The sequence below is a fragment of the Methylobacterium sp. TK31 genome (genome assembly GCF_055361545.1).
Genome location: NZ_CM143964.1, coordinates 2,988,525 through 3,002,719, shown reverse-complemented (window position 1 = coordinate 3,002,719; position 14,195 = coordinate 2,988,525). Strand labels below are relative to the sequence as shown.

At 65.1% G+C, this 14,195-nt stretch carries 11 protein-coding genes; 5 read left to right on the top strand and 6 right to left on the bottom strand.

Annotated features, from left to right (window positions below; genetic code table 11):
* Positions 1–148: 148 nt before the first annotated feature.
* The 4 genes from ACXJY8_RS13905 (at position 149) to ACXJY8_RS13890 (ending at position 3,963) form a co-directional block, all read left to right on the top strand.
* On the top strand, positions 149–1,078 hold the full coding sequence (locus ACXJY8_RS13905) for an aldo/keto reductase (protein WP_463769809.1): 930 nt from the start codon (positions 149–151) through the stop codon (positions 1,076–1,078).
* The gene (locus ACXJY8_RS13900) at positions 1,068–1,802 is read left to right on the top strand and encodes an NADPH-dependent F420 reductase (RefSeq protein WP_463780625.1); all 735 of its coding nucleotides are present in this window, start codon (positions 1,068–1,070) and stop codon (positions 1,800–1,802) included. Before ACXJY8_RS13905 ends, ACXJY8_RS13900 begins: the two co-directional genes overlap by 11 nt.
* A gap of 8 nt (positions 1,803–1,810) precedes the next feature.
* Positions 1,811–3,163, top strand: a complete 1,353-nt coding sequence (locus ACXJY8_RS13895; RefSeq protein WP_463780622.1) for an NTP/NDP exchange transporter — start codon at positions 1,811–1,813, stop codon at positions 3,161–3,163.
* Positions 3,164–3,489: 326 nt separating this feature from the next.
* The gene (locus ACXJY8_RS13890; RefSeq protein ID WP_463769807.1) at positions 3,490–3,963 is read left to right on the top strand and encodes a Ros/MucR family transcriptional regulator; all 474 of its coding nucleotides are present in this window, start codon (positions 3,490–3,492) and stop codon (positions 3,961–3,963) included.
* Positions 3,964–4,071: 108 nt separating this feature from the next.
* Here the strand turns inward: ACXJY8_RS13890 and ACXJY8_RS13885 are convergent, their stop codons facing one another.
* The 6 genes from ACXJY8_RS13885 to ACXJY8_RS13860 all read right to left on the bottom strand — a co-directional run bounded on the left by ACXJY8_RS13885 (position 4,072) and on the right by ACXJY8_RS13860 (position 11,946).
* Entirely contained in the window at positions 4,072–4,344 is a 273-nt protein-coding gene (locus tag ACXJY8_RS13885) for a hypothetical protein (protein WP_463769805.1), read from the bottom strand.
* 7 nt (positions 4,345–4,351) lie between these two features.
* On the bottom strand, positions 4,352–5,536 hold the full coding sequence (locus ACXJY8_RS13880) for a YncE family protein (RefSeq protein ID WP_463769803.1): 1,185 nt from the start codon (positions 5,534–5,536) through the stop codon (positions 4,352–4,354).
* Between the two features lie 80 nt (positions 5,537–5,616).
* The gene (locus tag ACXJY8_RS13875; protein ID WP_463769801.1) at positions 5,617–5,775 is read right to left on the bottom strand and encodes a hypothetical protein; all 159 of its coding nucleotides are present in this window, start codon (positions 5,773–5,775) and stop codon (positions 5,617–5,619) included.
* 692 nt (positions 5,776–6,467) lie between these two features.
* Positions 6,468–7,964 (bottom strand): peptidoglycan L,D-endopeptidase MepK, encoded by a 1,497-nt coding sequence (locus ACXJY8_RS13870; protein WP_463769799.1) that lies wholly within the window; start codon positions 7,962–7,964, stop codon positions 6,468–6,470.
* A gap of 286 nt (positions 7,965–8,250) precedes the next feature.
* On the bottom strand, positions 8,251–10,353 hold the full coding sequence (locus tag ACXJY8_RS13865) for a L,D-transpeptidase family protein (protein ID WP_463769797.1): 2,103 nt from the start codon (positions 10,351–10,353) through the stop codon (positions 8,251–8,253).
* Between the two features lie 99 nt (positions 10,354–10,452).
* The gene (locus ACXJY8_RS13860) at positions 10,453–11,946 is read right to left on the bottom strand and encodes a sigma-54-dependent transcriptional regulator (RefSeq protein ID WP_463769795.1); all 1,494 of its coding nucleotides are present in this window, start codon (positions 11,944–11,946) and stop codon (positions 10,453–10,455) included.
* 297 nt (positions 11,947–12,243) lie between these two features.
* Between ACXJY8_RS13860 and ACXJY8_RS13855 the strand changes: the two genes are divergently transcribed.
* The gene (locus ACXJY8_RS13855; RefSeq protein WP_463769793.1) at positions 12,244–14,121 is read left to right on the top strand and encodes a M3 family oligoendopeptidase; all 1,878 of its coding nucleotides are present in this window, start codon (positions 12,244–12,246) and stop codon (positions 14,119–14,121) included.
* Positions 14,122–14,195 lie beyond the last annotated feature (74 nt).

Here is a 14,195-nt window from a genome sequence, read left to right as displayed (position 1 = left end):
GAGCGATTCAGGCGAGGTTTCGGCGCATCGGAAATTTGCTCTGCGTCCTCCTCGGGAAAAATTGGAGGTCGACTGCAGCCGACATGTCGAAGTCGATGTCGCAGCCCTAGATGTCCTCAAGGCTTGCTTTCTCCGGAGTCCAGGATCGATGCCTCCCTCTCGACGCACATTCCTGGCTGGCGCCGGACTGCTACCTCTGTCGACAACGTTGCTCGGACACTCCACGATGGCCGACACGCTTCGAGCTGTCGAATTGCTGCGCCGGCCGATTCCTTCGTCCGGCGAAAGCTTGCCGGCGATCGGTATCGGCACATCGCGGCGCTATGAGGTCGAGCCGACGGCGGAGAAGATCGCGCCGCTGCGCGAGGCCGTGCAACGGTTTGTCGCCCTCGGTGGGTCGGTAATCGACACCGCACCGAGCTATGGCACGGCCGAGGACGTGCTCGGCATGATTCTCGAGCAAGATGGTCTGCGCGAGAAGGTCTTCCTCTGCAGTAAGGTCGGAACTCCGGGCCGTAAGGCCGGAGCAGCGGAGATTGCGCGTTCGTTCGAACGCATGAGGACGCCGGTGATCGATCTCATCGCCGTGCACAACCTGATCGATCCTGGCGGAAACCTTGCGACCCTGCGCGAGCTGAAAGCACAGGGGAAGATCCGCTATCTCGGTGCGACGGTCTGGCGTGACAGCCAATTCACGGATCTCGAAGCCTTAATGACGCGCGAGACCCTGGACTTCATCCAGGTGAATTACGCTCTCGACGATCGCAGCGCAGCCGCGCGCATCCTCCCGTTGGCGAAGGAGGGCGGCATGGCCGTGATGGTCAACGTGCCCTTCGGGCGTGATCGCTTGTTCAAAGCTGTGCAGGGGCGGCCACTGCCGCCCTGGGCCGCCGAGTTCGATTGCGCGAGCTGGCCGCAATTCTTTCTGAAGTACGTCCTCGGGCACGAAGCCGTCACCTGCCCGATCCCGGGCATGGCAAAGGCGACCTATGTCGAGGACAACCTCGGTGCCGCCCGGGGTCGCCTGCCCGATGCCGCGCAGCGCAGCCGCATGGAGGCCTTGGTCGATGCACTCTGAACCCCAGACACGCCGCGCGATCCTCATCCTCGCCGCTGGTGCGACCCTGGCGGTGACCCTTGCCGGACCGGCCTGGGCGCAGGCGGTGTCCGAGCCGGCGCGTATCGGCATCATCGGCGCCGGCAACATCGGGGGTACCCTCGGCAGCCTCTGGATCAAGGCCGGTCATCCGGTCATGCTCTCCTCCCGGCACCCGGAGGAACTGAAAGGCTTGGTTGAGCGACTCGGACCCAAGGCCCGCGCCGGGACTCCGGCCGAGGCGATCGCCTTCGGCGAGATCGTGCTCGTCGCCGTCCCCTATAAGGCGTATCCCCAAATCGCGCAGGAGCACGGCAACGCTCTGAAAGGCAAGATCGTCATCGATGCCGGCAACGCGACCCAGGCCCGCGACGGTGAGATCTACGCCGAAGTCCAGGCCAGCGGCATCGCCGCAGTGTCTGCCAAGTATCTGGCTGGCGCTCGCATCGTGCGGGCCTTCAACGCCGCCAATTACAAGCTGTTCGCCAACAACGCTTACCGCGAAGGCGGTCGAATGGCGATCCCTCTCGCGGGTGACGACACGCAAGCCGTCGCAGCCGTATCGAGGCTCGTCACCGATGCGGGCTTCGATCCGGTGGTGGTCGGGCCGCTCGCCAAGGCTGACACCTTCGCCATGGGCACGCCCGGCTTCGGCCTCGAACTGACGGCCCCTGATCTGCGGACTCGGCTCGGTGTCACGCCTTGAGCGATGAAATCTCCGCTGGCTCCTCGTCCGAAACGTCGGCGGGGCACCGTGCTGGGATCTGGCTCGGGCGCCTCGTCGACGTGCGATCGGGTGAGGCTCCGGCGCTCGCCTGGTCATGGGCCTACATCTTCTCGATCCTAGCGGCCTACTACGTCCTGCGCCCGATCCGCGACCAGATGGGAGTGGCCGGGGGCATCGAGAACCTGCCCTGGCTCTTCACGGGCACGCTGGTGGGGATGCTGGCTCTCAACGTGCCTTTTGCCTGGCTGGTGAAGACCCTGCCACGGGCACGCTTCGTGCCGCTGACCTATCGATTCTTCGCCGCCAACATCCTTGTCTTCGCGGCAGGCCTCTACTTGGTAGGGCCGGAGGGTGACGTCTGGATCGGCCGGGCCTTTTTCATCTGCTTGTCGATCTTCAACCTGTTCGTGGTCTCGGTGTTCTGGGCGACGATCGTCGACGTCTTCTCGACGGAGCAGGGCAAGCGCCTGTTCGGTTTCATCGCCGCTGGGGCGACCCTCGGTGCCATCGCGGGCTCAGCCACCACGGCGACCCTCGCCCGGGACGGGCCGACCTGGGCACTCCTGATCGGAGCAGCCCTGCTGCTTGAGGTGGCGGTCTTCAGCATGCGCGGCCTCGCGCGGCTGTCGGACCGGCTGCGTCAGGTGCCCGCTGCCAGCGACCCCGCGCCCGCCGAAGCCATCGGCGGCAGCGCCTTCGCGGGCATCACGCGGACCTTTCGGTCGCCCTACCTCCTCAACATCGGCCTCTTCCTGCTGCTGTTCTCCATCACCTCGACCTTCCTGTATTTCGAGCAGGCCGGCATCGCCAAGCGCAGCTTCCCCGACCGCGGAGCGCAAACGGCCTTCTTTGCCAGCGTCGACCTGCTCGTGAACGTGCTCACTCTTGGGGTGCAATTCTTCCTGACCGGACGGATCGTTCGGCGCATCGGCGTCGGGCCAAGCCTCGCCCTGCTGCCGGCAGCCAGCATCCTCGGCTTCGCGGCCCTCGCCGTCTCGCCGACGATCGCCGCCATCGTGGTGTTTCAAGTCCTACGCCGGGCGGGCAACTTCGCCATCGCGCGCCCGATCCGCGAGGTTCTTTTCACCGTCGTGCCGCGGGAGGATCGCTACAAGGCGAAGAACTTCATCGACACGGTGGTCTACCGTGTTGGCGATCAGGTCGGAGCTTGGTCCTTCGCTGGAATCGCGTCCCTTGGCCTCGGCTCGACCGCCGTTGCGATCACGGCGGTGCCGCTGTCACTGGCCTGGCTTCTGAACAGCCTCTGGCTCGGACGCCATCAGGCGGAACGTCAGACTGAGGCGGAGAATTTCGCGCCGGATCAGGGTTCAGACCGGTGAGTAGCGCCGCTCCCGCACGGAGGTGCGCTTCGACCCGTCGCGTCATATACCGCCACATGGATCGCCCGTCGCGACCTTTGGAAGGGGACTACGGACAACGCTGGGTCTATCAATCGCGCCCGGATGGTTGTGCGCGCAGGCTCGCTCGACCACAGAAGCAATAATAGGCAGTACGCTTCCGGATGAAGCGTCTCTGTTGTGGACATCTCTTATCTGTGATGCGCATGTCTGGCATGTTCTTTGGCCAAACTGCCCAATGCCGCTTGATAAATATCGACAGATGCGCGATCTGCTGCCTTGGGGGCACAGGGAAAAGAAAACTACGCATGTCCGAAAGCACCGAAATTCAAACGACCGACTTCGTCGATCTCGCGGCCGATATCGTAGCGGCCTACGTGTCGAACAACCCAGTCCGAACCACCGATCTCCCGGACCTGATCCGCAGCGTTCATGCTGCCCTCAACGGTCTGGTCGGCGGCGTTGCGCAGCCGACCGAAGAGATCGCGCCTGAGAAGCCGACTGCTGCGCAGATCCGCAAGTCGGTGATGCCGGACGGCATCGTGAGCTTCCTCGACGGCAAGAGCTACAAGACGCTGAAGCGGCACTTGAGCAGCCACGGCCTCGATCCGCACAGCTACCGCCAGCGCTATGGCCTCCCGGCCGATTATCCCATGGTCGCTCCATCCTACGCAGCGATGCGCTCGGAACTCGCGAAGTCGATTGGGCTTGGCCAGGTCGCGAACCGCAACGAGGACGAGGATGTGCAGCCGAAGGCCAAGGGCCGCAAGCAGGCTGCCTGATCGGTTACTTCATGCCATGCCGAAGCTCTGTGTCCGTCTCTGGCGCGGGGCTTCGGCGGTGTAGACGATCCGCCTCGCCAGCCCTGCTGCAGGCTGTTTCGTCTCGTCTCAGAGCCAGCGCTCGTCGAGATCCGTTGCATTGCGGGCGGCGATCGCCTGCGTCTCGTCACCGTTGGCGAAGATCACGACGTCGTCCGGGCCAACGTCGCGGGTCGCATAGAAATCCCAGCGGCGGTGAATGACCCGCGGTCCGCCGAAAACCCGATACGCATTCCAATATCGATCGTCGCGAAAACCGACATAGTGGATACTCCGCGGCGGTTGCCCGGATGCCATGTCGGCGCCGGCAGGATGCTGCGCTGATGCGCGGTCGGCCAGCATGGCGATCTTAGCGTCCTGCCAGAGAGGCAGGCTGGCCCGGCAGCGCCAGCCGGTTGCCCGTGTCGATGAGACTGTCGCCGGCGACGCGGTAGACGCCCAGGTTACGGTCGACGTAGTTTCCGACGTAGACGAAGGCCCCGGACGGACTGAACGCGATGCCCTGGGTGACCGCACCCGCCTCGGCCGTCGAAACGAGACGGACACCGTCGGGGGAAATCGCCAACAGGGCGACCGCGCCGGTGGGCGTGTAGGCCGGACTTCTGTGCGGTGCACTTGAGCCTCGGACCACGGAGACGGCCGCATGACGTCCATCGGGTGCGATCGCCAAGGCTTCGGGGGTGTCACCGATGCCCAGATGATCGATGACGCGGGGGCGAGGGCCGTCAACTCGGATCACACTTACCGTATCGGCGTGACCATCGCTCGGCTCCGGTCCGGTATTACCGGTCAGAGCGAGAGAGCCATCGGGTGTCAGGTCGAGTCCATACACGCCGGGGCCCACCGGCATGTCGAGATCGTGCTCGTAGCGTATCTGCGGCCCATCGATCGCCAGTATACCGATGCGCCCAACCTTATTCTTCGCCACGAGGGCGCGTCGTCCGTCGGGCGCGAAAGCAACCGCCGCCGCTTCGTCGCCGACATCGATCGTTGCGACAGGCCTTACCTCCATGCCTCGGATCGTGAGGGCCGTCACGCTGCGTCCCTCACGGTTCGCCACGAGGGCGAGGTCACCGGCCTTCGAGATCGCGAGACCAGACGGCTGAGGCCCGATCCTCACTGTCTCGACGAGGCGGGCCGGGCTCGCTTGCAGATCGATGACGTGGAGCCGGTCGTCGGCCCGGGCGTACCAAGCCGTTCCTTCTCGGTGCATTAGGACCGAGCTCGCGACCAAGCCGACCTTGCCGTCGGGCGTGATCCGGAGATTGGTCGGCGGACCGTAGACCGAATTGTCGAGCGGCAGAGTCTGGACGAGGCGGGGCTGGGCCTCATCGGTGACATCGATGATCCCGACCGCGTCCTCGCCGTTCGGTCCATTCCGACTGCCATCCGGTTCGAAGAAGGTCTTGCCGTCCAAACCGACGAGCATCAGGGCCGGCGCGTCGGCCGCGGCTGGCACCATGCTTGAGAGGACAAGCATCAGAAGGGCGGCTGGCCAGAAGCGAGCGGGATGCGAGAGGATCATGCTGCCCATCTAGGGCACTGATGGTGCAGATCCCGCCTCCACCGGATCCGAAACCCTGAATGGCCTCCGGCTCGGCATGAGCTCAGCTCTCACCGAAACAGCCGCAGTCCCGCACCCAAGAGTCCCAGGCCTGCGATCACCAGGGTGCCGCCGGCCCATTCGAGCGCAGCGCGTCGATGAGGAATATTCTGAGCCGCCGCTGCCAGCGCGGTACCGGCCAGCAGGCAGCTTGCGCTGATCGTAAACATCACGAACCGCCTCCCTTCAGACCTGAAGCCATTGCGGTCCTCATCGATTGATTGCCGGATTCTCCCAGTGCCTGGGTTCGCTTTTCTCCTTGAAATGACGGGTCGGCCGCATACCCCATTTGGGGGATCTGCGCAGCTTTCTCACAAGACAGATTACGTATCCCGCCCGCCGATGATCGGGATATTCAGTCGGTGCGAAGCCTCGTCGTTCTTCATGCGGACTAAAACAGGGGCGTTCGCAAAAAATTTTCGGCACGAAATCGAGTGGCCGGTTAGTCGCTAGTCACCCTTCTTTGACTGAACATCGCATTCGAGGTGAGCTCAGGTCTAGAAAATCGACAAAACACATATACAATCTCAGGTTGCTTAAAAATGAATTTGTCGGGACTTCCCGACGAAATGAAACACTCCTGACTTGTCGTATTGAACTTGAGAACTACGACCCGAACATGTCTCTAGCGATGCCGATTGCGTGAACTAAAACCGCTTCGCAGGTGGAAGTACACTTCGTTCGCCTATTAGAGGTCAATTTGTGATTCGCAGGTGGCCGATCTAGGGCAAAGTTTTCTGTGAGAAACATTGGCTCAGGGGCCAGGCCTCCAACGGGATTGGCAGTGCAGGCGGCAAGCGGAGAGGCGACGTACCAAGTTGCCTGATGGGCACAGGTGGTGCCTCTTCAGGGATGGTCGATGTCAGCGAGTGCCGGGCGTGACCCGTGCGGCGGCTCCGCTGAAGCGAGAGGCGGCCAAGTCGTCGCCGGGGCTACGTGCCGAGAAGCGTGTCGCGACGCCGGCTGGCGGCGTGACGATAGCACCCGGAGCCCCGTCGAGCTTCGCCTTGGCATTGGCGAGCTTCACTGGGGCGGCGCGGCTCGCTGGTTCGGCGTCCGCGGCCGCCGCAGCAAAGAGGGCACGAAGCTGGGTGCGTGAGTCGGCATTCGCCGGGACGAGGGCTGCGCGGGCGGGTGTCTGCGTCGTGACCGGAGCCAGGTTTACCATGCCTGCCATGCCGAGGCCGGCGACCTGCACAGCGGGCCGTGGCGGCGGCAGGGGCATCGTCAGTGCGGCGGTGACGGCCGCGAATTCCGCCGGGCGCCGGGGCGGGAGAGGCAGGGCGGCCAAGACGGCCGCCTCGGGAGCCGGCGTCCCGGCCGTGACCGGTGTTTCGCCTGTCAGCAGGCTCTGTGCATCGCGTCCGTCACGGCGAAGGAGATTACCCTTGAGCGCCTCGTCGCTGGCAGGAGCCGCGTAAGCGAGGGCGGCGCGGGCGCCGACCGGATCCTCCGGATCGGCGCTGGCGACGACGACTGGTGTCGGCTTGCCCCGCGTCCGCTCGGGCGCCTTGGTGGCCACCTGAATCGGCGGTGCCGTTTCCTGGGCACGTCCGCCGCCGAACAGGCTGGCGAAGAAGCCCTTGATGCTCGGGCCGTCATCCTCGTCCATCTGCGCCAATTCCGTAACACCGAGAACGGTGCCGCCGCGCGAAAGAATCTCGGCGCGGGCCAGTTCGTAGCCGGGGAGGGGGCGATTGTCGGAGGGTAGGTGAACGGTTTTGCCGTCCGGGAACAGGCGGGCCAGCTGGTCGTGCGTCATGCGCGGCCAGGACCGGACCGAGCCGACATCGAGGTGCACGAAGGGCGAATTCGAGCGCGGATACCAGCCGACGCCGCCGCGCTGCATCCGCATGCCGACCGCGCGAATCTGATCGATCGAGATGTCCGGCAGATAAAAGTCCATGGCCTTGCCGAGCATATGCTGGCTGTACTCGGCGACCATTCTCGACCGGCGCCGCAGCATCGCGTTGGTTCCGGGTGAGCGATAGGCGGAGACGACGTTGATCGGCTCCTGCGAGCCTACCGAACGGTAGGCCTCCCAGACCGTGTCGAACAGCCGGGGATCCATCTTGATCGGCTCATCGACGCGCCAGTCGCGCAGGAGCCAATTCAACTGCTCGAGAGCCGCCCGGTCATAGCGCCCGTCGCGCTTGAACGTGACGGTCAAGCTTTCCTTGGTGTGCGTGTGGTAGATCGAGATCGTGCGGGTGTCACCGTTGGCGACGGCATCCTGGGTGCCGCGCGTTCCAACGACCAGGGCGAGTCCGAAGCTGACGGCGACGCCGATAAGGCGCCCGGCTCGCTTCGAAACGGAAAGGTGCAGCACCGAACGGTCGTGTCGCAGAAGCTTACCCACCGTGGTCTCACCCTCTACCCAATCGCGCGCGGTGCACGGATCATGGTGAACGCAAGGTTGCCGAAAACCGTAAACGTCCGGTTATCGGGTCCTCGGCGCGTCGCCGCTCGTCGAGCGAATGGCTAAGTCTGAACCGTGGCAAAATCGTGCCGCGATGTGCGCGGCCGCACTGGAGAGATTTTCTTCCTTTCGGTGAGACTTTTCAGACAAGTCGAATGGAAAGCTCTGACGATTCTCCAGACTCCCTTGTGGAGAGCGCGGCGGCGATCGTCATGCGTCGCTGGTCTTACCACCACCCGTTTGAGGGACGGGTCTGACGCGGCGTCCAAAGGTCGGGCTCTCCAAAATCGGCGGGCGGACGGACGGCGGCGCGGGCCGCCGTCACGCCTTCGGAATTCACCTCACGTACCCGCTGGCGCCGGGCCTCGACCACCGGCTTCGGCGTACCATTCAGGGCCGGGCCAGTTCGCGCCGTCACCGCCGGCTTCTTCTGCGTTCCGCGCCGGGAATCGGGCGTCTTGCCGTCCGTCCCGCGGGCCACGAGGAGGCTGCCCGGGCTGAGGCCAAGAGCGACCTTCATGCGCGAATCGTAGCCGTAGAGGTCGGGCAGCGTGCGGACCATTCCAGCTTCATCGACCGAGGTCGTGAAGTAGGCGAGATGGACCGGGAGCTTCTCGGTCAGCCGGATCTGGCGTTCGCCCTTGCCGATGAGCTTCTTCAGGCGCTCGCTCGACCACGCCTCCGGCAGGACCGCGTCAGCGAATCGGAACGGGTCCTCGACGCGCACGCAGCCATGGCTGAGCGCACGATGGGCGGACGAGAACAGACTGCGGTTGGGCGTGTCGTGCAAATAGACCGCGTGGTTGTTCGGGAACATAAACTTGATGAAACCGAGGGCGTTGCGCTCGCCTGGCGGCTGGCGCACCGATACGTTTCCGTTGCGGTAGACTACCTCGTAGCCGCGGCGCGCGGCATAGTTCGGGTCGCGAGCGAGCCCGGGCAGGAACTCGTTCTTCAGGATCGACGGCGGTACATTCCAAGACGGATTGACGACGGCGTATTCCATCATACCCGAGAAGATCGGGGTCGGGGATTCGGTCTTGCCGACGATGACCCTTGCCTCGTCGCGCTGACGTCCATCTCGGATCACCCGCACGCGGAACTCGGGGATGTTGACCATGACGTAGTCGCGACCGAGGTCCGACGGTAGCCAGCGCCAACGCTCCATATTGACAAGGAGTGCAGCTTCCGCGTCGTCGGTGCGCGTTGCGGCCTCTGGCCGGGCAAGGGCGGCGACCGTCTGCACGGTCAGGGCGCCGTTAGCGGGCAGGCCCCGCGAACGCTGGAAGGCCGTCACCGCTGCGACTACGCCGGCATCGTAGAAATCTGGATCGCCCGGTGCTGCATCGAGAGTGCCAGCCGTCCGGGCCTCCAGGCCGAAGCGGCTGCGCAGGGTCGGAACTCGCGGGTCAGTCATGCCGAGCTTCAGTACCGGCCCAGGAGGCAGTTGCACGCTGGGTGCGGAGAGAACCTGCCCATGCCCACGCAGTGTCGCGAGACGTGCCTTCAGGGCGAGATAGCCGGGCTGGGCCGGATTGTAGCCTTGGAGCAGGGATCCGGCAGTTGGCCCACCCAAGGCGACGCGAGAGAGGACGGCGTCCGGCGCCGGCAGGTCGAGGGCTGGCGTGATCAGGCGCGACAGGCTGGCGAGATGGACGCGGCCACCCCGTGCGTCGCGGGCATAGAGTACCACGGCGGCCGAAAGCTTGAGATCCGCCTCGGCGATCTGGGACTCGGTAGCCCTCTGTGTGCCGAGGACCGGTACGGGATAGGCCGAGGCGGCCAACCCGTCCTCGCCAGCGGCGGCCAGACGCGCGGCGGCAGACTTCGCCGCGGGGGTCAGGGCTCCGTCGACAATCCAGACCGGTCTGAAGGCGCCGAGCGCATAGAAGGCCTGGATCGCCTCTCGGTCCTTCGTCGAGAGCCTTGCCAGGAGAGGAGCCGGATCGGCCAGCCGCGCGGCGATGGCCGCGGCCTGCGGATCTGTCGGCAGGGGCGGCGGTGCCGTCGCCTCGGTGGTGGGCGATGTTCCCGCCGTGGATGGGTTCGCGTCCGCCGCCGGAGCCGAGATCGGCACGCTCCCATTGACGCCGGTCGCTGAAGGGTCGGGCTTGGCCGGCTCAGGTGCAGCCGGATCGACCGAGGCCCTATGCATGACGGGGCCCGAGACCGGTGTCTCTTGAGCCGGTGTGGGCTGGACTCGAGGGCTTCGGACCTCGGGAGCCGGATCAGGCGTTCGCCCGTCGGAGACCTGGGCGTGAGCCCCGTAGCCGACGCAGCCTGCCAGGAGGGCGGACAGCGCGACGGAGGCAGAGCGCAAAACGCCCATGGTGGCAACTCCTCGGAACCGACCATTCCGGCCGATGGGACTAGGATAATCGGATCATGCGGGCGCGTGCGCAATCGCACGCTTTCCACGGGGTATTCGTCAGGCGGCGGCCTCGTCGGCCTTTTCCTCGTCCGCGAGCCCGAGGTCCTTGAGCTTGCGATAGAGGGTGGATCGGCCAATTCCGAGGCGGCGCGACACTTCCGACATCCGGCCGCGATAGAACTGAAGCGCGAAGCGGATGATCTCCGCCTCCAGCCCCTCCATGGTCTTCATCTCACCGGTTTCCTCGGCGACGAGACTCATGGCGTGCGGGTCGCGCACTTCCACTCGGACGATCTCGCGCACCGGCTCGGGCGCGCCGCCCTGGACCATCGGCTGAACGGGTGCGGCGGGGATGCGGATGTCGAAGCCTTCGACCTGCGCGGCGATTTGGGGGAATTCGGAGACGGTGAGCTCGTCCCCATCCGCCAGCACGACCGCGCGAAACAGTGCGTTCTCCAACTGGCGGACATTGCCGGGCCAACCGTAGCGGGTCAGCAGCGCCATCGCCTCGGGCGTGATGGCCCGGACCTTCTTGCCCTCCTCGGCGGCGAAGCGCGCGCAGAACGATCGAACCAGATCCGGAATATCCTCCCGGCGGGCGCGCAAGGGCGGCAGGGTCATGGGGAAGACGTTGAGGCGGTAATAGAGATCTTCGCGAAATCGGCCCTGCTTCACGAGGTCGAGGAGCGAACGGTTCGTCGCCGAGATCAGACGGATGTCCACGCGCACGCTGCGCTTGCCGCCGACCGGGTCGACCTCGCCTTCCTGCAGGGCACGCAGGAGCTTGACCTGCGCGTCGAGGGGCAACTCACCGATTTCGTCGAGGAAGAGCGTTCCGCCCGAGGCCTCCACGAACTTGCCGACATGTCGCTCGGTCGCCCCGGTGAACGCGCCTTTCTCGTGGCCGAACAGGGTAGATTCGACGAGGTTGTCGGGAATCGCCCCGCAATTGACGGTGACGAAGGCCTTTCCGCGCCGGTCGCCGGACCCCTGGATCGCCCGGGCCAGCACTTCCTTGCCGACGCCGGATTCACCCTCGATGAGCACGGGGATGTTCGATTTGGCCGACCGTTCTGCGAGGCGGATCACGCGCTCCATGTCCGGGCTGCGAGATGTCAGGTCCTTGAAGGTGAGGGCGCCGGAGGCGCGCCGACGCATGCGCCGGACTTCCTCCTCGAGCTGATCGACCTTCAGAGCGTTCTTGATCGAGACCTGGAGGCGCTCGGCCCCGGCGGGTTTGACTACGAAGTCGGTGGCCCCGGCCCGCATCGCCGTGACGACGGCGTCGATCGAGCCGTTCGAGGTTTGCACGATCACCGGAACGTCGAGGCCGGTCTTTCGCATCTCGGCCATCACGCCGAGGCCGTCGAGGCCGCCGGGCATGACGAGGTCGAGGAGCACCACGTCGACCGCATCGCCGGACCGAAGCGTTTCGAGGCCCTGCTCGCCGCTTTCGGCCACCTTTGCTTCGAAGCCGAGACGGCGGACCATCGCCTCGGCGAGGCGGCGCTGCACGGGATCATCGTCGACGATCAGGACCGTTGTCGACATGGGGCAGCCTCGCTATTCGCAAGCGCAGGGTGGCCGGCGACGGGGAGTCGTCCGAGCGCCATCTTCGCTGGCGTGTTTCGTTTCGAACCGCAGGGTGGCCCAAGAGCGTAAAGCCGCGCTTAACGACGATCCGACTTTTCCGACGGCGGCGATCTCGCGTCGTGAGGGCGGCTCGCCAGTCCCCTGACAAACCGTCTCGGCCCTCAGGTTTCTGCCGGTTTCGGATTGATCGGACGGCCCCTGCACTCGATATCACCGCGCACGGCACTCACCGGGCCGAGAGGGAACGAGACCATCATGTCGAGCCGAGCCGTCGCCCATGCCACTCGTTCGGGCATCGTCGCGAATGCCGAAGGGGCCAGTGCCGCCAGGGCCGCCGCGCACGCGGCCGATCTCGGGGCGTTGCCGGAATGGGATCTGACGGACCTCTACGCGGGGATCGATTCTCCGGATTTCACAGCCGATCTCGCACGGGCGGAAAGCGCATGCGCCGAGTTCTCCGAGCGCTATGCCGGACGTCTTCAGGTGATCGCCGAAGGACCCGAGGCCCCGGTCGAACTTGCCGAGGCGATAGCAGCTTATGAAGGGATCGAGGATCTACTCGGCCGTCTGATGTCCTTCGCGGGCCTGGTCTATTCCGGCGACACCACCGACGAACTACGCGAGAAATTCTACGGCGACACCCAGGAGCGCCTGACCACGGCCTCCAGCCACTTGCTGTTCTTCGCCCTCGAGCTCAACCGCATCCCCGATGCAGCGATGGATCGGGCGATGACAGCCGGCCCGCTCGCCCATTACGCGCCTTGGATCGAAGACCTGCGGCGAGAGAAGCCGTTCCAGCTCGACGACCGGACCGAGAAGCTCTTCCTCGAGAAGTCCGTGACTGGGCGCTCGGCCTGGAACCGCCTGTTCGACGGCACCATCGCCTCACTGCGCTTCTCCGTTCAAGGCGAGCAACTCACCCTGGAGCCGACCCTCAACAAGCTTCAGGATCCGGACGGTGCCATCCGCCACGAGGCGGCGGGCGCTCTCAGCGAAGTCTTTCGTGCCAACCTGCGCACCTTCACGCTGATCACCAACACGCTCGCGAAGGACAAGGAAATTTCCGATCGCTGGCGCGGCTTCAAGGACGTGGCCGACGCGCGCCACCTCTCGAACCGCGTCGAGCCTGAGGTAGTCGCCGCCATGGTCGAGGCTGTCCAGGCGGCGTATCCACGCCTGTCGCATCGCTATTATCGTCTGAAAGCGAAGTGGTTCGGTCGCGACACGTTACCGTATTGGGACCGCAACGCGCCGTTGCCGAAGGTCGACCAGCGTACCATCTCCTGGAGCGAGGCGCGCGATACCGTTCTCGATGCCTACCGGGCCTTCTCGCCCCGCATGGCCGACATCGCCCGGACGTTCTTCGACCGCAACTGGATCGATGCGCCGACCCGGCCCGGCAAGGCGCCCGGCGCCTTCGCGCACCCGACCGTGCCCTCCGCCCATCCCTACGTTCTGGTCAACTACCAGGGGAAACCGCGCGATGTGATGACTCTCGCGCATGAACTCGGCCACGGGGTGCATCAGGTGCTCGCTGCCTCGAACGGGGCCTTGATGGCGCCGACGCCCCTGACCCTGGCCGAGACCGCCAGCGTGTTCGGCGAAATGCTGACCTTCCGCCGCCTGCTAGCTGCGACCGCGAACCCGAGCCAGCGCCGCGCCATGCTGGCGGCGAAGGTCGAGGACATGATCAACACGGTCGTGCGTCAAATCGCGTTCTATGCCTTCGAGCGAAAAGTTCACCTTGCCCGCGCACAGGGTGAGTTGACGGCTGAGCAGATCAACGGTCTCTGGATGTCGGTACAGGCGGAGAGCCTGGGGCCGGCGATCGCGCTCGACACGGGTTATGAACCGTTCTGGGCGTATATCCCGCACTTCATCCACTCGCCATTCTACGTCTACGCCTATGCCTTCGGTGATTGCCTGGTGAATTCGCTCTACGGCGTCTACGCGAAGGCCGAGGATGGGTTCGTCGATCGCTACTTCGCGCTGCTTTCGGCCGGCGGCGCCAAGCCCTACGGTGAACTTCTTGCTCCCTTCGGTCTCGACGCCCGAGACCCGGGCTTCTGGCAGATCGGCTTGTCGATGATCGAGGGTATGATCGTCGAATTGGAGTCGATGGAGGCCACGTAGGCACCTTTGTCATGACCACCTTGCATTTAACATTCTGTGCAATGCAAGGTGGTACGCCATTGAACTCGAAGTCG

What these genes read in the sequence shown, in the direction of transcription:
- ACXJY8_RS13905 (WP_463769809.1), top strand. Translation starts at nt 149, where the DNA reads ATGCCTCCCTCTCGACGCACATTCCTGGCTGGCGCCGGACTGCTACCT.
- ACXJY8_RS13900 (WP_463780625.1), top strand. Translation starts at nt 1,068, where the DNA reads ATGCACTCTGAACCCCAGACACGCCGCGCGATCCTCATCCTCGCCGCT.
- ACXJY8_RS13890 (WP_463769807.1), top strand. Translation starts at nt 3,490, where the DNA reads ATGTCCGAAAGCACCGAAATTCAAACGACCGACTTCGTCGATCTCGCG.
- ACXJY8_RS13885 (WP_463769805.1), bottom strand. Translation starts at nt 4,344, where the DNA reads ATGCTGGCCGACCGCGCATCAGCGCAGCATCCTGCCGGCGCCGACATG.
- ACXJY8_RS13880 (WP_463769803.1), bottom strand. Translation starts at nt 5,536, where the DNA reads ATGGGCAGCATGATCCTCTCGCATCCCGCTCGCTTCTGGCCAGCCGCC.
- ACXJY8_RS13875 (WP_463769801.1), bottom strand. Translation starts at nt 5,775, where the DNA reads ATGTTTACGATCAGCGCAAGCTGCCTGCTGGCCGGTACCGCGCTGGCA.
- ACXJY8_RS13865 (WP_463769797.1), bottom strand. Translation starts at nt 10,353, where the DNA reads ATGGGCGTTTTGCGCTCTGCCTCCGTCGCGCTGTCCGCCCTCCTGGCA.
- ACXJY8_RS13860 (WP_463769795.1), bottom strand. Translation starts at nt 11,946, where the DNA reads ATGTCGACAACGGTCCTGATCGTCGACGATGATCCCGTGCAGCGCCGC.
- ACXJY8_RS13855 (WP_463769793.1), top strand. Translation starts at nt 12,244, where the DNA reads ATGTCGAGCCGAGCCGTCGCCCATGCCACTCGTTCGGGCATCGTCGCG.